Annotated in this window: 15 protein-coding genes and 1 pseudogene; 8 read left to right on the top strand and 8 right to left on the bottom strand. The window is 70.1% G+C overall.

The window, feature by feature from the left end; translation table 11 throughout:
* Positions 1 to 27: 27 nt before the first annotated feature.
* Positions 28 to 1,367, top strand: a pseudogene (gene gltX, locus MMSR116_RS02945) (glutamate--tRNA ligase).
* 105 nt (positions 1,368 to 1,472) lie between these two features.
* On the opposite strand, the gene MMSR116_RS02940 reads toward gltX, so the two are convergent.
* The 4 genes from MMSR116_RS02940 to MMSR116_RS02925 all read right to left on the bottom strand — a co-directional run bounded on the left by MMSR116_RS02940 (position 1,473) and on the right by MMSR116_RS02925 (position 6,873).
* Positions 1,473 to 2,240 (bottom strand): class I SAM-dependent methyltransferase, encoded by a 768-nt coding sequence (locus MMSR116_RS02940; protein ID WP_010683827.1) that lies wholly within the window; start codon positions 2,238 to 2,240, stop codon positions 1,473 to 1,475.
* Entirely contained in the window at positions 2,237 to 3,463 is a 1,227-nt protein-coding gene (locus MMSR116_RS02935) for an MFS transporter (protein WP_010683828.1), read from the bottom strand. The genes MMSR116_RS02940 and MMSR116_RS02935 overlap by 4 nt, the downstream gene beginning before the upstream one ends.
* Before the next feature lie 91 nt (positions 3,464 to 3,554).
* Positions 3,555 to 5,702, bottom strand: a complete 2,148-nt coding sequence (locus tag MMSR116_RS32445; protein WP_010683829.1) for an OmpA family protein — start codon at positions 5,700 to 5,702, stop codon at positions 3,555 to 3,557.
* A gap of 76 nt (positions 5,703 to 5,778) precedes the next feature.
* On the bottom strand, positions 5,779 to 6,873 hold the full coding sequence (locus MMSR116_RS02925) for a DUF2865 domain-containing protein (RefSeq protein WP_010683830.1): 1,095 nt from the start codon (positions 6,871 to 6,873) through the stop codon (positions 5,779 to 5,781).
* Between the two features lie 159 nt (positions 6,874 to 7,032).
* Between MMSR116_RS02925 and MMSR116_RS02920 the strand changes: the two genes are divergently transcribed.
* Positions 7,033 to 7,557, top strand: coding sequence for a CreA family protein (locus tag MMSR116_RS02920; RefSeq protein WP_010683831.1), 525 nt, complete (start codon positions 7,033 to 7,035; stop codon positions 7,555 to 7,557).
* Between the two features lie 27 nt (positions 7,558 to 7,584).
* Here MMSR116_RS02920 and MMSR116_RS02915 read toward each other — a convergent pair whose 3' ends face one another.
* On the bottom strand, positions 7,585 to 7,932 hold the full coding sequence (locus MMSR116_RS02915; protein WP_010683832.1) for a hypothetical protein: 348 nt from the start codon (positions 7,930 to 7,932) through the stop codon (positions 7,585 to 7,587).
* 309 nt (positions 7,933 to 8,241) lie between these two features.
* Here MMSR116_RS02915 and cysS point away from each other — a divergent pair, with 309 nt between their 5' ends.
* Positions 8,242 to 9,639: a cysteine--tRNA ligase gene (gene cysS / locus MMSR116_RS02910; RefSeq protein ID WP_010683833.1), complete on the top strand. Its 1,398-nt coding sequence runs from the start codon at positions 8,242 to 8,244 to the stop codon at positions 9,637 to 9,639.
* A 122-nt stretch (positions 9,640 to 9,761) separates the two neighbouring features.
* Complete coding sequence (locus tag MMSR116_RS02905; protein WP_010683834.1) at positions 9,762 to 10,529, top strand: S1 family peptidase; 768 nt, start codon at positions 9,762 to 9,764, stop codon at positions 10,527 to 10,529.
* Positions 10,530 to 10,941: 412 nt separating this feature from the next.
* Here the strand turns inward: MMSR116_RS02905 and ctrA are convergent, their stop codons facing one another.
* Positions 10,942 to 11,643, bottom strand: a complete 702-nt coding sequence (gene ctrA, locus MMSR116_RS02900; RefSeq protein WP_010683835.1) for a response regulator transcription factor CtrA — start codon at positions 11,641 to 11,643, stop codon at positions 10,942 to 10,944.
* A 419-nt stretch (positions 11,644 to 12,062) separates the two neighbouring features.
* Between ctrA and fliI the strand changes: the two genes are divergently transcribed.
* The 3 genes from fliI to MMSR116_RS02885 all read left to right on the top strand — a co-directional run bounded on the left by fliI (position 12,063) and on the right by MMSR116_RS02885 (position 15,193).
* Positions 12,063 to 13,415, top strand: coding sequence for a flagellar protein export ATPase FliI (gene fliI, locus MMSR116_RS02895; RefSeq protein ID WP_010683836.1), 1,353 nt, complete (start codon positions 12,063 to 12,065; stop codon positions 13,413 to 13,415).
* 150 nt (positions 13,416 to 13,565) lie between these two features.
* On the top strand, positions 13,566 to 13,973 hold the full coding sequence (gene fliJ, locus MMSR116_RS02890; protein WP_010683837.1) for a flagellar export protein FliJ: 408 nt from the start codon (positions 13,566 to 13,568) through the stop codon (positions 13,971 to 13,973).
* Between the two features lie 152 nt (positions 13,974 to 14,125).
* Positions 14,126 to 15,193: a lysylphosphatidylglycerol synthase domain-containing protein gene (locus tag MMSR116_RS02885; RefSeq protein WP_010683838.1), complete on the top strand. Its 1,068-nt coding sequence runs from the start codon at positions 14,126 to 14,128 to the stop codon at positions 15,191 to 15,193.
* Between the two features lie 308 nt (positions 15,194 to 15,501).
* Here the strand turns inward: MMSR116_RS02885 and flhA are convergent, their stop codons facing one another.
* Positions 15,502 to 17,649, bottom strand: coding sequence for a flagellar biosynthesis protein FlhA (flhA, locus tag MMSR116_RS02880; protein ID WP_039893125.1), 2,148 nt, complete (start codon positions 17,647 to 17,649; stop codon positions 15,502 to 15,504).
* A gap of 241 nt (positions 17,650 to 17,890) precedes the next feature.
* Here flhA and MMSR116_RS02875 point away from each other — a divergent pair, with 241 nt between their 5' ends.
* Entirely contained in the window at positions 17,891 to 18,496 is a 606-nt protein-coding gene (locus MMSR116_RS02875; RefSeq protein ID WP_010683840.1) for a general stress protein, read from the top strand.
* 26 nt (positions 18,497 to 18,522) lie between these two features.
* Here the strand turns inward: MMSR116_RS02875 and MMSR116_RS02870 are convergent, their stop codons facing one another.
* Entirely contained in the window at positions 18,523 to 19,770 is a 1,248-nt protein-coding gene (locus tag MMSR116_RS02870) for an LPS biosynthesis protein (RefSeq protein ID WP_010683841.1), read from the bottom strand.
* Between the last annotated feature and the right edge of the window lie 227 nt (positions 19,771 to 19,997).

Raw genomic sequence — 19,997 nt, 5'->3', positions numbered from 1 at the left:
CTCCGGAGATCGGCTACAGAGCGGGTCATGACTCTCGTCCGCTTCGCCCCGTCGCCGACCGGCTACCTCCATATCGGCAACGCCCGCCCGGCCCTGCTCAACGCCCTGTTCGCCCGCAGGACGGGGGGCGCTTCCTGCTGCGCCTCGACGACACCGACGCGGAGCGCTCCACGGAGGTGTTCGCCGCGGCGATCCGGGAGGATCTCTCCTGGCTCGGCATCGAGCCCGACCTGTTCGCCCGGCAGAGCGCGCGCATGGCCCAGCACGATGCCGCCGCGGATCGCCTGCGCGCGGCGGGACGGCTCTACCCCTGCTACGAGACGCAGGAAGAGCTGGAGCGGCGGCGCAAGCGCCAACTCGGCCGCGGGCAACCGCCGATCTACGATCGGGCGGCGCTCAAGCTCACCGCCGAGGAGCGCGCCGCGCTGGAAGCCGAGGGCCGGCGGCCGCACTGGCGCTTCCTGCTGGAGGCGCGGACGGTCGCCTGGGATGATCTCGTCCGCGGGCCGGCCCATGTCGACTGCGCGTCGCTGTCGGACCCGGTCCTCATCCGCGCCGACGGCAGCTACCTCTACACGCTGCCCTCCGTGGTGGACGACGCCGACCTCGGCATCACCCACGTCATCCGCGGCGAGGACCACGTCACCAACACGGGCGTCCAGGTCCAGATCTTCGAGGCCCTGGGGGCGGCCGTGCCCGTCTTCGGCCATCACAACCTGCTGACGACCGCCGACGGGGAGGGGCTGTCGAAGCGGCTCGGACACCTCTCGCTGCGCGGCCTGCGCGAGGCGGGCTACGAGCCCGCCGCTGTCCGCTCGCTGGCCGTGCTCACCGGCTCGTCCGAAGCCGTGCGGGCGGTGCCCGATCTCGACACGCTGGCGCAGCTGGTGGATCTCGGCGAGATCTCGCGCGCGCCGGCCCGCTTCGACCCCGCGGAACTCGACGGTCTCAATGCCCGACTGGTCCACGACCTGCCGTACGCGGCGGTCGCCGACCGGCTCGCGGAACTCGGGATCCCGTCGGATCGCGCGGAGGCGTTCTGGCTCGCGGTTCGGCCGAATCACGGCCGCGTCGCCGAGGCGGCCGGATGGTGGCGGGTCGTGACCGGCCCGGTCGAGCCCGTCATCACCGAGCCGGCCGTGATCGGAGCCGCCCGCGAGAGCCTGCCGCCGGAGCCTTACGGCCCGGAGACCTGGAAGGCCTGGACGGCCGAGATCAAGATCCGCACCGGCGCCAAGGGTCGCGGGCTGTTCATGCCGCTGCGCCTCGCCCTCACCGGGCTGGAGCATGGACCGGATCTCGCCGGCCTGCTGCCGCTGATCGGGCGGGCGCGGGCGGAGCGGCGGCTCGCCGGGGAGACAGCCTGAACCGAACCGCACGAACAGCCGGGTCGGCCCGGCTGATCGCCACGTCATCCGCCGCGTTCCGGCACCTCAATGGGCTGACCGGCGATGTCACCAGTGGCGCCTCGCTCAGTGCGGTCGGGCCTCGATTAGGACGGAGTCGAGCAGGAAGCTTCCGTCGGCCTCGATCCGGAAATGCTCCACCACCTCCGCGGGCGCGGTGGCCTGTAGCGCGCGGATCGCCGCGACCAGCGGCGCGGCCGTCCGCATCCGGGCGATCCAGCTCGCGAATTCCATGCGCGGCCGGCTTTCCAGCGTGGCGCCGGGGGTGAAGCCCGCCGCCTCCAGCAGTGCGCGCCATTCCGACACGCGGTAGTCGCGCACGTGCGAGGGATCCCGCAGCAATTCCACCGCCTGCAGATGCGTGTCGAGCAGCGGATCCTCGGCCGCGACGATGTCGCAGACCACCAGGAGGCCGTCCCGCTTGAGGACCCGGCGTGCCTCCTTCAGCGCGGCCGGGACATCGTGCCAGTGGTGGGCGCTGTAGCGGGTCAGCACCGCGTCGAAGGTCGCATCCGCGAAGGGCAGTGTCTCCGCCGCGCCCTGCCGGGTCTCGATCCGGTCCAACCCCCGGCGGCCGGCCTCGGCGCTGACGGCCGTGAGCATCGCTTCGGAGAGGTCGTAGGCCGTGACGGTCGCGCCCGCCGCGGCGGCCGTGAAGGCGACGTGGCCGCCGCCGCATCCGAGGTCGAGCACCTTCGCCGCCGGCCTGCCGCGGATGAGCGCGCCGATCCGGTCGAGGTCGGCTCCCGCGGCGTGAACCGCGCTCGCCACGTAGGCGGAAGCCTGCGCGCCGAACTGATCGACGACGTTGCTGGCGTGGTTGCGCGCGCTCATGCGGACCTCCCGGTTTCCAGAGCCAGCGGCGCGAGGCGCGACAGCCGCAGGGCGATGATCAGCGCCAGACCGTACAGGGCTGCCACGAACAGCACCACGCCGGTCCAGCCGGAATGCGCGAAGAACCAGCCGCCGGCGGTCCCGAGCACCGATGAGCCGAGATAGTACAGGCAGAGGTAGACCGAGGAGGCCTGCGCACGATCTCGCAGGGCCCGGCGCCCGACCCAGCTGCTCGCGACCGAATGGGCCCCGAAGAAGCCGACCGTCACCACCACCACGCCCGCGATGATCAGCACGATGTGGTCCGAGAGGGTCATGAGGATGCCGGCAAGGCCGAGGCCGGTGGCGAGCCACAGGACCCGCCGCCGGCCGAGGCGGCTCGCCAGCTCGCCGGTGACCGGGCTGCTCACCATGCCGGCGAGGTAGACCGAGAAGATCAGTCCGATGACGGTCTGGCTCAACGAGAACGGTGGGTCGAGCAGGCGGAAGCCGATGTAGTTGTAGATGCAGACGAAGCCGCCCATCAGCAGGAACGCCTCCGCGAACAGCCACGGCAGGCCGGCATCGCGGAAATGGTGTCCGAAGCTGCCGGGCACCTCCCGCCAGGCGAGGCGGCGGGCCACGAAGCTGCGGGACGGCGGCAGCCAGCGCCAGAACGCGACGGCCGCCGCCAGCGCCAGCACCCCGATGGTGGCGAGGCCGATCCGCCAGCCGAGATGGTCGGCCATCACGCCGCTGATCAGGCGCCCCGACATGCCGCCGAGGGCATTGCCGCCCACCAGCAGGCCCATCGACAGGCCGATCGCCTCGGCGTCCATCTCCTCGGCGAGGTAGGCCATGGCCACGGCGGGCAGGCCGCTCGCCGTGAGGCCCGTCAGCGCCCGCAGCGTCAGGAACCCGTGCCAGCCCGGGACCAGGGCGGCTACTATTGTGAGCACCGCCGAGGCGAAGAGCGAGGCCAGCATCACGGGCTTGCGGCCCCAGATCTCCGAGAGCGGGCTGACCACCAACAAGGCCAAGGCCAGCAGGCCGCAGGGCAGCGACAGGGCGAGGCTGCTCTCGGCCGGCGAGACCTCGAAGGCGTCCGCGTAGATCGGCAGCAATGGCTGGACGGCGTAGAGCACCGCGAAGGTCGAGAACCCCGCGGCTGCGAGCGCCAGCGCCGTGCGGCGGAAGACCGGTGTGCCCGACCGGATCAGCCGCCGGTCCGCTTCGCTCTCCATGGTCGTTCCGTGCTCGCAACCTCCACGGGTGGTGGAACTACGGGTCGCTGTCGTCAACCGCCGCGCGGGGCATGGCCGCGCGGCGCTCCCGTCAACGCGGCGGCGGCGCTTGGCCGGAGCCCTGTTGCAGCAGCGGCGTGATCCGCCGGACCGTGACGCGGCGGTTTTCCCGCGACGGTCCTTGGGTATTCACCTTCAGGTACTGCTCGCCGTAGCCCTGCGTGGTCAGGTTCTCCGGCGGAACCTGGAACTGCTGGGTCAAAACGGTCGCCACCGATTGGGCGCGCCGATCCGACAGCGATAGGTTGTCGATGTCGGAGCCCACCGCGTCGGTGTAGCCCTCGATCAGGAAGACCTCCTGCGGGTTCGCCCGGATCGCCTTGTTGATCGCCGCGGCGATCACCGACAGCCGGGCCGCTTGATCGGGCGTGACGGTGAATGACCCGGTGTCGAAGTTGATCGTGTCGATGTCCACCGACCGCATCCGCGCGCGCAGATCCGGGCTGTACCGGATCTGGTCGAGCGTGTAGCGGCGGTCCACCGCGACCACCGGGGGCGCCGTCAGCGCCTCGTAGACCGTACCCTCGTCCGCTCGGTCGTACTCGACGACGTAGCGGTCGCGGGGGATGCGGATATCCGGCGGCGGCAGCACCACCACATCGTCGTAGATCGGACGGGGCGGTCCGGCATAGCTGTTGTCGATGATCAGCACCTCACGCCCGTCGCGGAACCGGCGGTAACGACGCAGCATCCGGCCGTCATCGTCCGTGACGGTGACGATCTGCTCGCCGCCGGGCCGGTCGATGAAGCTGTAATAGTCGGATCCGCGGCGCTCGTAGCGGTAGCCGCGCGGGTCGAGATCGCGGAAACGCTCATTCTCGTCGTGGCGGATCAGATAGCCGTCCCGGTCCCGCACGATGATGCGGCCAGGCTCCCGGTAGAAGGTGCGCCCACCCTCGCTGTACTCCCGCCGGTCACGTCGGACCTGCTCGTAGTCGCGCACGTCGTCGTTCTGGCGGAAGCCGCCAGGGACGTAGCCCGGCTGGCCGGGCGCGTTGAAGTCGCCGCGATCTCCCGGACGGCCGGCCCCGTTCGGACCGGGGCCACCCGGGCCGGGCTGAGCAGGCGGGGCCACGCCGACGGGTGCTTGGCCGGCCGCGGGCGCTTGGCCCGGCGGCTGGAACGGCCTGCCCGGAACGCCCGGGGCCATGTTCGGGGCGACAGGCCGACCCGGTTCGGCGGCCGGGCCGGCATTCGGCTGCGGACGGCCCTCGGGTTGAACGTCCTGGCGCTGCACCGGCCGCCCGGGAACGCCCGGAGCCATGTTCGGCGGCGTCGGCCGGCCTTGTTCGGCACCGGGACCCGTATTCGGACCCGCCGGCTGCGAACGGTTCTCGGGCTGCGCGTCCTGGCGCTGCACCGGTCTTCCCGGAGCGCCCGGTGCCGCGTTCGGCGCAGGGCTGGGGGCAGGGCTCGGGGCGGCGTTCGGCGCCGGTGGCCGGGCATCGGGGCGGCCGTTGGGACGCGTGTCCGGCTGCGCGTCGCGCGGGGCTGCGCCCGGGCCGCCCTGACGCTGGCCGGAAGGCTCGCGATCGGGCGCGGCATCCCGCGCCCCCGGGCGATTGGGCGTGGAATCGGGGGCTGGACGGTCCCGGTCGGGTGCCTGCCGCGGCTGCGGCGGGGATGCAGGCCGCTCGGCGTTCGGCCGTGCAGAGGGCGCCGGCGCCTCGTCCTGGTCCGGTGCCTGCCGCCGCGCGGGCGCGGGGCGATCGGGGGCCGCCCGCTCCTGGGCGCCCGATGCCGGACGATCCGGCTGCCGCTGTTGCCGCTCCGGACGCGGCTCCTGCTGGCGCTCCTGCCGGTCCGGGGCCGGCGCCCGCGGCGCTGGGGGTTCCGGCCTGCGTTCAGGAGCGCGTTCCCGGGCGGGCGGTTCGGCCTGCGGTTGGCGCTGGGCCGGCGGCTCGGGACGTTCGCGGGCGGCGGGCGGCGGGGCGGCGCGCTCAGGTCGCGGTTCCGGCCGTTCGCGGCCGGCGGGCGGTCCCGGTGGCGGGCCGGGACGCTCCTGCGGCGCGCGCTCCTGGCGCGGACCGCCGTGCGGGGGCTCGCCGCCGCGCGGACCACGCTCGTCCGGTCCCCCCTGGGCCAGCAGGATCCGACCCGGTGCTGCGCCGGCGGGCTGCGTCAGGGTCAGGCCCGGGATCACCGTGCCGGTCAGGAGAAGCAATCGCAGCAACCGCATGAGGCCTCGCGTCGAGTCAGGCCCTGCCGAACTCCGAACGCCGCCCATGGTTCCGTGCAGGAACGCGTTGCAGGTCTCAGGGGATGAGGCGCTGCGGCACCGCGATGACGTTCGGCGCGATGACGCGCACGGCAACGTGATCCGGCTTGACCTCGAGCGCTTTCGCGTCGTCGGGCTTCGCAGCGTCTGCGGTGTCACTCCGATCGCCCGTGGCCTGCGCGGCCGCCGGCGCACCGGACCGGCCCTCGCCGGCGGCACGCCCGGCGGCGTCGGCGGCGAGTTCCGCCGCGGTCCTGTCGGCCCGGCCGACCAGCGTCAGGCGCACCTTCGGGCGCGACAGGGCTTCGGCCTGCATCGGCGTCACGAAGATATCGCCCTTGTGGCGCACCAGCATGCTCTCGGCCTTCACCAGGGACTGCGCCCAGGTCTTGCCCTCCGGCTTGCAGGAGCAGTTCGGCACGAATTCCTTGCGGAACTTGAAGGCGTTGGCGAGGCTCGCGTAGGCGCGGCTGCCCTTCACCGACGCGGCATGCTTCAGGGCGTCGTCGCCGTACGGCATGGAATAGGCCTGCGCCTCCGTCCCCGGGCAGAGGGCTTGGCACATCTCGTCGGCGCCGCCGCGCCCGTCGGGCAGGTTCCGCATCGGGAAGAAGCCGCCGTCGCAGGTGCGCACGCAGACCATCTGCGGGCCGCCCTTGGCGTAGGCCTCGCCGCTGGCCGCGTAGGTCTCGCGGGCCGGGCAGGTCGAGGCGATGAGGCCCTGCAGTTCCCGCTTGCGCGCCCCGCTGTCGTCGATCACGGCGCCGCCATAGGTCGCCTTCAGGGCGCGGATCCGCTGCTCCACGGCCCCGCATTGCGGCGGGCGCGTGTCGAAGAACAGGAACTTGCCGCCCTCGCAGTTCAGCCCGCGGAAATAGGCTTCCAGCCGCCCGATCTCGTCGTTGAGGGCGCGCGTCGTGCTGGCGCCGTTCTGGACGGCCGCCAACTCGGCCCGGTAGCGCCGGCATTGCGGCGACGGCTGAGGCGGGGTTGGCCGCGTGTCGGCGGCAGGTGGGGCGGCCGGGGCCTCCTGCGCACCGGCAGGGTGGGACAGCGTCTGACACAGCCCGAGAGCCAGCACCGCACCCAGGAGGAGGCGGCCGAACGAACGGACGATCGGGCGGTGAGGCATTGGCGGCATCGCGTTGATCGGGTGCGCATCGCTCCGAAGGGGCCGGGCGGGCGCGCATCCGCGCTTCGGGGCCGAAGCACAGCCAGTGTACGCCCCCTCGAAAGGTGGCGACACCCCTCCTACATCCAGTCGGCAAGCTTGAGGGGGAATTGGCCGGCGATGTGGTTTCGGAGTCTCACCTATGTTGGGCTTCTGGTCTCGGGGCTGGCGGCGGGACTGGCGGCGGTCGCCCCCGCCGCGGCCCAGGAGCCGGACCGGATCTTCGACAAGTCGACGGTCTGGCGCCCGCTGACGCCGAACGACAAGCTGGTCGTCTACGGCATCGACGATCCGGCGGTCTCCGGCGTCGCCTGCTGGTACACCCAGCCGGAGAAGGGCGGCATCAAGGGCACGCTCGGGCTGGCGGAGGACGTCTCCGACATCTCCCTGGCCTGCCGCCAGACCGGCCCGGTGGCCTTCAAGGGCAAGTTGAGTCAGGGCGAGGTGGTCTTCAGCGAGCGCCGGTCGCTGATCTTCAAGTCGATGCAGATCGTGCGGGGCTGCGACGCGCGGCGCAATACGCTGATCTACATGGTCTATTCGGACAAGGTCATCCAGGGCTCGCCGAAGAACTCGACCTCGGCGGTGCCGCTGGCACCGTGGGGCACGGAGCCCGCGCCGAAATGTGCCGACGCCCTCAAGTAGGGCGCGGCGCGCCGGATCGTATCAGGTTCAGTCCTGGCAGGTGATGCGGATCGGGCGCTCCGACGGCGCCGGAACCGGCTGGCTGATGGCGCCGGTATACTCGTCGGCGGCCGCGACGCCGTAGGAGTTGGCGGCGGCGTAGCCCTGCGCCTCGCACCATGCGTTGGCGACCACCTGGCCGCAGGCGCTGCCCGGGGTCGTCAGGCAATCGCCGACGCCGTAGCCGTCGCTCGACGGGATCAGGAAGGTCTTCTCGACGTGGCTCGCCACCTTCGCGGGGGTCTCGCCGTCGCTCCCGGCCAGGGCAGCATGCGCCAGTCCGGCGGTGGCCAGAGCGGTGGCGAGGACGAGGAAACCGGCGGCCGAGCGTCGCATGGAGGGTCCTTGAACACAGGATCGGTGGCGTGAGGCTTGCTGGCCGGACGGTCCGACGACGCAGTTAAGGAAGCCTTACCCGCGTCGCGCGCAGGCCTTCTCGAATTCCTCACGCTTTTGGGTTAGCCCCATCGGGCGGGCCGCGCCGTCGCGGCGATGCAACAGCGCGTGGCGACGGCCCTGCCGGGTCCGCCACGGTCCGGCCGTTCTTCGCCGCGCGAGGCCGCCAGGGTCTTGCGGTCAAAGCCGGTTGCCGTCTGGAGCGGGGCGCCGCGGTCCGGCCGCCGTGCCGGCAGGGAGGTGGGTTTCATGGCGCCGATGTTGCGGCTCTACAACACGCTGACGGGTGCCAAGGAGGCCTTCGCGCCGATCGACCCGGAGCATGTCCGCTTCTACGCCTGCGGTCCGACCGTGTACGACGCGGCCCATATCGGCAACGCCCGGCCGATCATCGTCTTCGACCTGCTGTTCCGGCTGCTGCGCCACCTCTACGGGCCGGCGCACGTCACCTACGCGCGCAACGTCACGGACGTCGATGACAAGATCAACGCCCGCGCCGCCGAGCGCGGCATCACCATCCGCGAACTGACCGACGGAACGCTGGCGCAGTTCCACAAGGACGTGCGCGACCTCGGCGTGCTGATGCCCGAGGACGTCAACCGGCCCGGCGAGCGCCCCCGCTTCATCGAGCCCCGGGCGACCGATCACATTGCCGAGATGGTGACGATGATCGACGCCCTGGTGCGCGCCGGCCACGCCTACGTGGCGGAGGAGCACGTCCTGTTCGACGTGCCCTCGATGCCGGACTACGGTCAGCTCTCCAGGCGACCCCTCGACGAGATGGAGGCCGGCGCCCGGGTCGAGGTGGCGCCCTACAAGCGCTCACCCCTCGACTTCGTGCTCTGGAAACCCTCGAAGCCCGGAGAGCCCTCGTGGCCGTCGCCCGCCGGCATCGCGGCGCCGGGCCGGCCGGGATGGCACATCGAGTGCTCGGCCATGTCGGCCAAGCACCTGGGCCAGACCTTCGACATCCACGCGGGCGGCATCGACCTGATCTTTCCCCACCACGAGAACGAGGTGGCGCAGTCCCGCTGCTGCTTCGGCACCGGCGTGATGGCCAATGTCTGGCTGCACAACGGCTTCCTTCAGGTAGAGGGGGAGAAGATGTCGAAATCGCTGGGCAACTTCATCACCATCCGTGACGTGCTCAAGGACTGGCCCGGCGAGGTGGTTCGGCTCACCATGCTCAAGACCCAGTACCGCCAGCCGATCGACTGGACCCTGCGCGGTCTCGAAGAATCGAGCCGCGTCCTTGACCGCTGGTACAACGCCGCCGGCGACGAGCCCGCCGCGCGCGAGGTTCCCGCCGGGCTGCTCGACGCGCTCTGCGACGACCTCAACACGCCCGCGGCGATCAACGAGCTGCACCGGCTGGGCAGCGGGGCCGAGGCGGATCCGGCTGCCTTACGGGCGGGCGCCAACCTGCTCGGCTTCCTGACGCGCACGCGCAGCGACCGGGAGCAGGATCAGGTCGCCGAATCCGGCATCGACGTCGCGGCGGTCGAGGCGCTGATTGCCGAGCGCCGTGCCGCCCGGGCCGCCAAGGATTGGGCCGCCTCCGACCGGGCGCGCGACGCGCTCGCCGCGATGGGCGTCGCCGTGAAGGACAACAAGGACGGCACGACCACCTGGACGGTGGCGCGCTGATCGCGCCGTCCGGGTGACGATGACGCGGACGTGACGGCGGCCGCGTCCTCGCGCCCGCTTGCGCGGCCGGTCCGGAACCGCATCTGTTGCGGCCGGGGCCGCTCGCGAGGAGAGATCAGCACGTGACCATCTTCGGGACCATCGCGGCACGGCTCGCCTGCGTCGGATCGGCCGCGGCACTCGGCCTGGGCGCGTCAGGGCCGGCGCTCGCCATCGACGGCGGGGCGCCGGCGGGCCGCGACGCCCTCGCGCAGGCCACCGTCGCCATCGGCACGATCACGCAGCCCGAGGAGGCCCTGCGCCTGACCCGCTGCTCCGGCGTGCTCATCGCGCCGGACCTCGTGCTCACGGCGGCGCACTGCGTGAACGGCGACCCCCTCGGCGCGCTGGTGGTGTTCTTTCGCGGGACCGAACCGGCGCGACCGGTCTATGCCGCACGGGTCGCGGCCCGCTACAGCCCGGACCCGGGGGAGATGCTGCCGAACGCGGCCCCCGATGTCAGCCTCTCCGACCTGTCCCTCGACCTCGCGGTGCTGCGCCTGACCGAGCCGGTGCGCGGCCGGCGCCCGGTGCCCCTCGCGGCCGATCCGACCCGGGTTCCGAAGAGCCTGCGGATCGCCGGGGCGGGCCTGTCCGGGCGCGCGGTCGGGCGTCTGCGGACGGCGACGCTCACGCCGGTCGCGGCGAGCAGCACCGGCTTGACCATCGCGCGCGCCAACGGCGCCCGTGTCTGCTTCGGCGATTCCGGCGGTCCGGTCGTCGCGCAGGATCGCGGCGGCACCTATATCTGGGGCGTCGCCAGCGCGGTCATCAGCCGAGCGGCTCCGTGCGGGGGCTACGTGGTGATCGCGCCCGCCGCGCAGGTCTTTTCCGCCGCCGGGGTGCGGTGACCGCGGGCTACATCGTCCGAGAGGTTGGGACGCGGGCGTCTGAGACGTTCCGTCATCCAATCCGCGCCTGAGGATGCCACCGCACTCACATCTCTCCCACCAACACTCAACCGTCTGAAATCGGGGCGCTTTTCCCTCCCCCTTGTGGGGAGGGGCCAGGGGTGGGGGTGGTGCAGAAGGCACCGCGTCGCCTCATCCTGAACGACCCCCACCTCCAACTCCTCCCCACAAGGGGGAGGAGAGCGCTTCGGCGAGGGCAAGCGTGAACATCCCATGCCGAGGATGACCGGGTCAGTCGGAATGCGTGTAATTTCCGTTGGTCTCGGATGCTTCGAGCGTGCCCGCCTGAAACGCGAAAACCCCGCGCGGCCGGGCCGCACGGGGTTTTTCAAGAGACCGAATTGGCGGCGGATCAGACCGCCATGCGCTCCTCGCCGTCCATCGGCTCGCGCAGCACGTAGCCGCGGCCCCAGACGGTCTCGATGTAGTTCTTGCCCTGGCTGGCGTTGGCGAGCTTCTTGCGCAGCTTGCAGATGAAGACATCTATGATCTTCAACTCGGGCTCGTCCATGCCGCCGTAGAGATGGTTGAGGAACATCTCCTTGGTGAGCGTCGTGCCCTTCCGGAGCGAGAGGAGTTCCAGCATCTGGTACTCCTTGCCGGTGAGGTGCACACGGGCGCCGCCGACCTCGACGGTCTTCTGATCGAGGTTCACGATCAGGTCGCCGGTGGTGATGACCGACTGGGCGTGGCCCTTCGAGCGGCGCACGATGGCGTGGATGCGGGCCACCAGTTCGTCCTTGTGGAACGGCTTGGTGAGGTAATCGTCGGCGCCGAAGCCGAGGCCCTTCACCTTGTCCTCGATGCCGGCCATGCCGGAGAGGATCAGGATCGGCGTCTTCACCTTGGCGACGCGCAGCGAGCGCAGCACCTCGTAGCCCGACATGTCGGGCAGGTTCAGATCGAGGAGGATGATGTCGTAATCGTACAGCTTACCGAGATCGACACCCTCTTCCCCGAGGTCGGTGGTGTAGGTGTTGAAGTTCTCGGACTTGAGCATCAGCTCGATGCTCTGCGCGGTCGCGCTGTCGTCCTCGATCAAAAGTACCCGCATCGTCGGTCCCCAGCCCAGCCGGCCGCATCAGCGCGCAGACACGTCATATCGTTCGCCCGCCCACCGGCCTGTGGACGGGCGCCCCGTCGCCCTTGACGTGAACGCTATGGATTAATCGTTAACAAAACCTGATTCCCGCCCGCAAGCGTCTCGTTCGCAGTTCTTCGAGCTTGACAGGAGAAAGTTGAGTTCTCCGGTGCCGCGCTGAGCCCTGATTCCAAGCCGTCCGCGTTCAGACCATCCGCCCCCTGCGGCGTAAGTACTTCCGCCGTAACGTTTCGATCCCCGCTGTGGTCCAGGGGACACAGCCGGACGACTTCGTCGAGCTCGGCGGTGACCGAGACCCGGATCGAGCCGCTACGAGCCCGTTAAGCGCAGTGTTAAGGAGGCCGGTAAACGAAGCGTTGAGAGCCAGGCCGATGACACAGGATCCGGCAAGATCCGTTTCTTCTCTCACAACGGCCCGCGCCGCCCTGGACCGGGTGGAGGTGCTGCAGACCTTCGGGCGGGTGGTGGCGATTCGCGGACTGCTCGTGGAAGTTGCGGGACCCGTCGCCGCCATGCGGCTCGGCGGACGGATCGACGTCGAGGGCGCCAACGGCCTCGGGCTGGTGCCCTGCGAGATCATCGGCTTCCAGGGCGACCGGGCGCTCGCCATGCCGTTCGGCTCCCTCGACGGCGTCCGGCGGGGCTGCCCCGCCTATGTGCGCGACGAATCGGCCGGGGCGATCCGCCCGTCTGCGGGCTGGCTCGGCCGCGTGGTCGATGCCCTCGGGCGGCCGGTGGACGGGCTGGGACCGCTACCGCAGGGACCGGACGTCTACCCCCTCCGCGCCGACCCGCCGCCGGCCCATGCCCGCACCCGCGTCGGCGGACCGCTGGACCTCGGCGTCCGCTGCATCAACACCTTCCTCACCATGTGCGCCGGCCAGCGCATGGGCATCTTCGCGGGTTCGGGTGTCGGCAAGTCCGTGCTGCTGTCGATGCTCGCCCGCTATACCGCCGCCGACATCGCGGTGATCGGGCTGGTGGGCGAGCGCGGCCGTGAAGTTCAGGAATTCCTTCAGGACGATCTCGGCGCGGCCGGCCTCGCCCGCTCGGTCGTCGTGGTGGCGACCTCGGACGAGCCGGCGCTCATGCGCCGCAACGCCGCCTATATGACTCTGTCGGTGGCCGAATATTTTCGCGACCAGGGCGCCAAGGTGCTGTGCATGATCGATTCGATCACGCGCTTCGCCATGGCCCAGCGCGACATCGGCCTCGCGGCCGGCGAGCCGCCCACCGCCAAGGGCTACACGCCCACCGTCTTCTCGGAATTGCCGCGCCTGCTCGAACGGGCCGGGCCGGGGGTCGGGCAGGGGACGATCTCGGCCCTGTTCACCGTCCTGGTGGAGGGTGACGACCACAACGAGCCCGTGGCCGACGCGGTCCGGGGCATCCTCGACGGCCACATCGTCATGGAGCGGGCGATCGCCGAGCGGGGCCGCTATCCGGCGATCAATGTGCTGCGCTCGGTCTCGCGGACCATGCCGCGCGCCTGCGATCCGACGTATCTCCCCGTGGTCCGACGCGCCCGCCGGGTGCTCTCCACCTACGCCGACATGGAGGAGCTCATCCGGCTCGGCGCCTACCGCGCGGGCTCGTCCCAGGAGGTCGACGAGGCCGTGGCGCTCATGCCGGATCTTGAGGCTTTTCTGGGGCAGGGTAAGGAAGAAGCAACGTCCATCGGCGATGGTTACGCACGGCTCGGCCAGATCCTCGGCGGGGCCTAGGCCTTCCATGCCCGGGTGGTGCCACAGCGCCAGCGGATTCGGGGCCGAGTGAATATCCGAGCGGGTCTGCCCCGGCAGGGTCGTTCAGGGGCCTCTGGCGGGCACGATTCCCCGGCCGGGCCTTGAGCGTTGCGTGGAGTGAGCGTCCTGATGAAATCGCGAGACACGCTGATCCGCCTGCGCCGCTTCCAGGTTGACGAGAAGCGCCGCCGCGTGACCCAGATCGAGATGATGATGGCCGACTTCCAGCGCATGGCGGTGGAGCTCGACCGGGAGGTCGCCGTCGAGGAGGCGCGCGCCGGCATCACCGATGTGGGCCACTTCGCCTATCCGACCTACGCCCGCGCGGCGGCGACGCGCCGGGACAACATGCTCCAGTCCGCCCAGGCGCTGGAGGGGCAGCTCGCCGAGGCGAAGGCCGAGCTCGGCGAAGCCTTCGAGGAGTTGAAGAAGGTCGAGATCCTCAACGACCGCGAGCGCACCGCCGAGCGCGCCGCCGACGCGGCCCGCGACCAGGCCGCCATGGACGGCATCGGGCTGAACCGCGCCCGGGGTTGAGCGAGGGTCCCGGCGCCGGCCCGACCGCGGCGGCTGCGCCGCGGCACGAAACCGTCACGATCACCTGACAAGGGGGGCGCCGTGGTCTTCGGGCCGCTTGCAGCGCGTCGCTTGCCGGCGCATCAGGGGCTCTCCCCAGGGCGTCGGTGTTCATGAAGAAGCTCAGCGAGTTCATCTGGCCCTTGATCGGCCTCGCAGCCGTGGTCGTGTCGGGCTACTTCCTCTACCAAGAGCTGAAGACCACCTCCCTCGCGGCGATCTGGGCCGCCATCCTGGCGATCCCGCCGCACCGGATCCTGCTCGCCGCCCTGTCCACGCTCGTCGCCTATGCGGCGCTGGCCTGGTACGACCGGATCGCTCTGCTGCACCTGGGCGTCCGTCACATCTCGTGGCTGTTCGTCTCCCTCTGCTCCTTCACGACCTACGCGCTCTCACACAATATCGGCGCCTCTGTCTTCTCCGGCGCCCTGGTGCGCTACCGGGCCTACACCGCCAAGGGGCTGACAGCCGCGCAGGTCGCCGTGCTGGTGGCGCTCTGCTCGTTCACGTTCTTCCTCGGCACGATCCTGCTCGGCGGGTTCACCCTGGTGGTCGACCCGAACCTGCTGTCGCGGCTTGAGGGCAAGCTGCCCGGCTTCCTCACCGACTCGAAGACCGCGCTGGTTGTCGGGATCGGCATGCTGGGCTTCGTCGCCCTCTACGTCTTGGGCTCGATCCTGCGGCTGCGCCCGCTGCACATCCGGTCGTTCAAGCTGGAATATCCGCGGCCCGGCATCATGGGCCGCCAGCTCCTGGCGGCGCCGCTGGAGCTGCTGGGCGCGGCCGGGATCATCTACTTCGTCCTTCCGGAGGCGATGAACCCGGGCTTCATCCCGGTCCTGGCGATCTTCCTCGCCTCGTTCTCGGTGGCGCTCGCCTCGCACGCGCCCGGCGGCCTCGGCGTGTTCGAGATCGTCTTCATCACCGCCATGCACATCACCGACGAGGCGCAGAAGGATGCGATCATCGCGGCGGTGATCATCTTCCGGATCTTCTATTTCTGGATCCCGGCCCTCGTCTCGGTGATCGTCGTGATCGCCTTCGAGCGCTCGCGCCTTGCTGCGGCGATCGGCTCGGCCGCACACGGGCCCAAGGCCGCCGCCGTCCCGGAGCCGCCGGTGATCGTGCCCGGTCTCGACGCGCACGAGATGGAGCGGGAGCTGAAGCAGAAGGCGGTGTGAGGCATACGGGCGACCGATCGTTCGACATCGGCCCAGCGCCGTTCAGGTTGCTCAAACCGCTTATCCAGCCAGCGCACGGGCGGCAGAATGAGCCCTGCGTCATTCCGGGGCGCCGCCAGGCGGGGCCGGAAACCAGAGCCGCCACCAGCCCAAGGTTCTGAGCCAGGCGCGTGTCCGGCTTCCGGGCCCCGCTTCGCGGCCCCAAGATTGTGACGGGGTCGGGACCTGGATGTCTGGCCGGCCCCCCATGTCCGGGAGATCATCCATCGACGATGATCGCGCGGTGGACAGCCAGCGACCCGACCCCCTCAGATCGAATTCACCGTCCGCAGCCGCGCCCGCGGGTGGATCTCCGCCTGGCTCATCACCGGAGTCTCGCGACGGAATCGCTCGATGATTGAGCGCACGAAGGGTCGCGTCTGCGCCGAGGTGACCAGGACGGGCATCTCGCCCTGCCGCGCCGCCGTCTCGAACCGGTCGCGGACCGCGTTCACGAACTCGCTGAGCTTCGAGGGCTGCATGGCGAGGTAGCGCTCCTCGCGCTCGCCGACAATCGACTCCATGAAGGCCTGCTCCCAGGCCGGCGACAGGGTGATGATGGGCAGGGTTCCGCCCTGGTCCTGATACTGGGCGCAGATCTGCCGGCCCAGCCGGGCGCGGACATGCTCGACCACGTCGCGCGGATTTTTCACGCCGCCAGCCACTTCTGCGACCGCCTCGACGATCGCGCCGAGGTCTCGGATCGAGACCCGCTCGGCGAGCAGGAACTGCAGCACCCGCTGGATGCCGGTGGTCGAGATCTGCGACGGCACGATCTCCTTGAGCAACTCGGCATGTTCCTTCGGCAGCTCGCGCAGGAGCTTCGAGACCTCGACGTGGTTGAGGAGTTCGGAGACGTGCGCCTTGATCACTTCCGTGAGATGAGTCGAAACCACGGTGGCGGCGTCCACGACCGTGTAGCCCTTGAGCTGCGCCTGATCGCGAAGCGCCGCGTCGATCCAAGTGGCGGGCAGCCCGAAGGTCGGCTCCAGCAGGTGCTGGCCGGGCAACTGCACCTGCCCGCCCATCGGGTCCATCGCCATGAACTGGCCCGGGAAGATCCGCCCCGTGCCCGCCTCGATCTCCTTGACCCGCACCACGTAGGTGTTGGCGTCGAGCTGGACGTTGTCGAGGATGCGCACGGACGGCATCACGAAGCCGAGTTCCGCCGCGAGTTGGCGGCGCAGGGCCTTGATCTGGTCCGTCAGCCGGTCCTGCCCTTCGCCGTTGACGAGGGCCAGGAGCGCGTAGCCCATCTCGAGCTTGAGATCGTCGAGCTTCAGGAGATCGGTGACGGTTTCCTCCTTCGCCGCCGCTGCGGCGGCCACCGCCTTCGGGTCGATCGGCGCACCCGACGCGTCGAGGGGCGGCGCCAGCTTGGCGGTCTTGTTGATGCGCCACGCGGCGTAGCCGGCCCCGCCGCCCAGCAGCAGGAACGGCAGCATCGGCATGCCGGGCAGCAGGGCGATCAGCAGCATCACGGCTGCCGACATGCCGAGCGCCTTGGGGTAATGCGCGAGCTGCTTGCCCAGCGCCTTGTCGGCCGCGCCGCGCACGCCGGCCTTCGAGACCAGCAGGCCTGCGGCCGTCGAGACGATCAGCGCCGGCACCTGGCTCGCGAGGCCGTCGCCGATGGTCAGCAGCGTGTAGCTCTTGGCGGCGTCACCGAAGCTCAGGCCCTGCTGGGCGACGCCGATGATGATGCCGCCCACCACGTTGATGAAGGTGATCAGCAGGGCGGCGACCGCGTCGCCGCGGACGAACTTCGACGCGCCGTCCATCGCGCCGAAGAAGGAGGATTCCTCCTCGAGCGCCGCGCGCCGGGCCTTGGCGGCCTTCTCGTCGATCAGGCCCGCCGACAGGTCGGCGTCGATCGCCATCTGCTTGCCGGGCATAGCGTCGAGGGTGAAGCGGGCGGCCACCTCGGCGATGCGGCCGGAGCCCTTCGTGATCACCACGAAGTTCACGATGATCAGGATCGCGAATACGATGATCCCGATAACGAAGTTGCCGCCCATGACGAAGTGGCCGAACGCCTCGATCACGTGGCCGGCCGCCGCCGTTCCCTCGTGACCGTGCCCGAGGATCAGGCGGGTCGAGGCGAGGTTCAGGGCAAGCCGCAGCATCGTGGCGATGAGCAGCAGCGTCGGGAAGACGGTGAATTCCAGGGGGTTGTCGATCGACAGGCCGGTCATCATGATCAGCACCGACATGATGATCGAGACCGCCAGCAGCAGGTCGAGCAGGATCGCCGGCAGCGGGAAGATCAGCACCGCCAGGATCGCCATGACGCCGGTGGCGAACAGCAGGTCCGAGCGCTTCGACAGAGCCTGGAGGTCGCCGCGCGTGGGCAGCGCGATCTGGCCCAAGACCGCCGCCGCTCCCATCCGTGCCGGCGCGCTCGCCATCTCCGCCATCGAACTCACCCGCCGCCCGCTGCCGGGAGGGCTTCCCACCGGCGCACCCGGCAAGATCTGCCGGGCGGATGGTTAGCGGGACGTTAAGCTTGAGGCCTGCGCCTGATGGAACCCGGGTGGGGTCTGCCGCTTGATCGGTCAGCAGCCGCCCACCGCAGGGCGAGTTCCTGCTGATCCGTCCCCAGTCTGGCGGTGATGTCGGCACGCGCGCGGCGCAGACCCGAGGATCCCGGAGCCTCCCATGACCACACGCGCCCTGACCGCCTTGTTCGACGATTATGAAGCCGCCGCGCGTGCGGTGGACCAGCTGGAGGCGGCGGGGATTCCCCACGGCGACATCAGCATCATCTCGAACCGGACCAAGACCGCACCGTCGAGACCGCAACCGTCCGACACCGCCGCGCCTGTCACCGCAGAGGCGGTCGACGCCGCCGGCACGGGGGCCACGGTCGGCACGGTCCTGGGCGGCGGTGCGGGCCTGCTTGCCGGCCTCGGGCTGCTCGCGATCCCGGGTCTGGGCCCCGTGGTCGCCGCCGGATGGCTCGTGACCGCCCTGACGGGCGCCGGCGTCGGAGCCGCGGCCGGAGGCCTGATCGGCGGTTTGACCGGGGCAGGACTGAGCGAGGGCGAGGCCGAAACCTATGCCGAGGGCGTACGCCGGGGCGGTACTCTGGTCACCGTGCGGGCCGACGAGGCCCAGGCGGATCGTGCCTTGAACCTGCTGAACCGGGCGGGCTCGATTGACCTCGACGAGCGTGCGGAAGGCTGGCGCGCGCAAGGTTGGACCGGCGGCACGGTCGGACCGGCCGCGGACCGGACAGCATCGCGGGTGCCCCCCGAACTCTGAGACTGGGTCCCCGGGGAATGTTCGGCTCAGGCCATCATTTTCCGGGCGAACATGGCGGCGGCGAACAGCAGCCCGGCGCCCACGGCGATCAGGCTGGTCATCAGCATCCGCCGCGGCTCGACCGAGGATTCCGCCTTCACGGGTTCGACGATCGGGCTGAAGAACTCCACCTGTCGGGCCGCGATGATGCGTGACCGCTCATAGGCGGTCAGCACCTGCTGGTAGTACTTCTCGGCGTTCTTCCGCTCGGTTTCCAGCGTCTCGAAGCGTGTCAGTGCGTCGGACAGCAGGCCCTTCTGCGAAGGGTCCTGGCTTGCCGCCTGCTGCTCGATATGGGCGATGTTCTCGTCGAGATCCCTGATCTGCTGCTTGATGTCGAGGATCCGGCGCGAGTCCGGCCCGAGGTCCCGCTGGCCGATCGCGAGCTGCACCGCGAGGTTGATGCGGGCGGCGCGCAGTTCCGAGATCATCTTCAGGTTGGCGAGGTTCGACTTCTCCGCGTCGAGCACACCCTGCCGGTTGCGCAAATCCCGGGTTTCGAGGCGGATCTTGGTCATCCTCTCCTCGGCGAGTTTCAACTCGCGAGTGCTCTCCGCCATGGCCTCCGTGCGAGATTTGACGCTGAGGTCGTTCACCATCCGCTCAGCCTCTTTCATCACCGCCCTGGCGATGGCGAGAGACTTTTCGGGATCGAAGGCCGCGACGGTCACCGACATGATGCCCGAGCCCGCTTCGACGTCGACTTCGACGCGCCGCTTCCAGTACCGGACGAACTTCTCGATGGGCTTCTCAGGATCGAAGCGAGAGAAATAGTCGATGCTGTCGTCGCTGAACCACTGGCGCAGCGGTAGCTGCGCCTCGATGATCTCCACCATCGGCCGGCTCAGGATGTACTCGCGGGTGATCATCGTGTCCTGCGCGGCCATCTGATTCTGGCCGCTGGAGCTGCTGGAGGAACCCGCCGCTTCCGACATTCCCTTGTCGGATGCTCCGATCGCCGGACGGATCGCGAAGCGCGCCTCGCTGACATACCGATTCGACGCGATCAGCCCGTAATAGATCGCTCCGGCCAGTACCGGCATGACGAAGCACAGGATGAAGAGGATTGGGATCCAAGGGTCGTTCTTGGCGTGGGTCTGATAGGACCGAATGCCCTTCTTGCGATCGGCGAAGCGCGACATGCGCGCGATCTGCCGAAGAGACTCGGCGATCGCCTGCTGCCGATCGATGGTCGTGACCGGCTGCCCCTCGGCTTTCCGGATCTCCATGTTCATGGCTTGATTCCGGCCTCCCCGGCCTCGACGGTCGATCCGTACACGCTCCGTCGCCGCATCGTGCCGCGGAGCTTCGGCGGCTCTCGCACGCCCAGACGGCAAAAGCATGTCGTCCTGGGCTTTCGTGAACGTGCTGACCCACGACAAGACATCGCCAACTCCGCGAAACAACCTGGACTGACGGCCGCTCGCCGGCCAAGTCGCGACCGGTAGGTCTCGCCCCGGCA

The sequence above is a fragment of the Methylobacterium mesophilicum SR1.6/6 genome (assembly GCF_000364445.2).
Classification (GTDB): domain Bacteria; phylum Pseudomonadota; class Alphaproteobacteria; order Rhizobiales; family Beijerinckiaceae; genus Methylobacterium; species Methylobacterium mesophilicum_A.
This window is presented reverse-complemented; position numbering and strand designations above follow the sequence as displayed.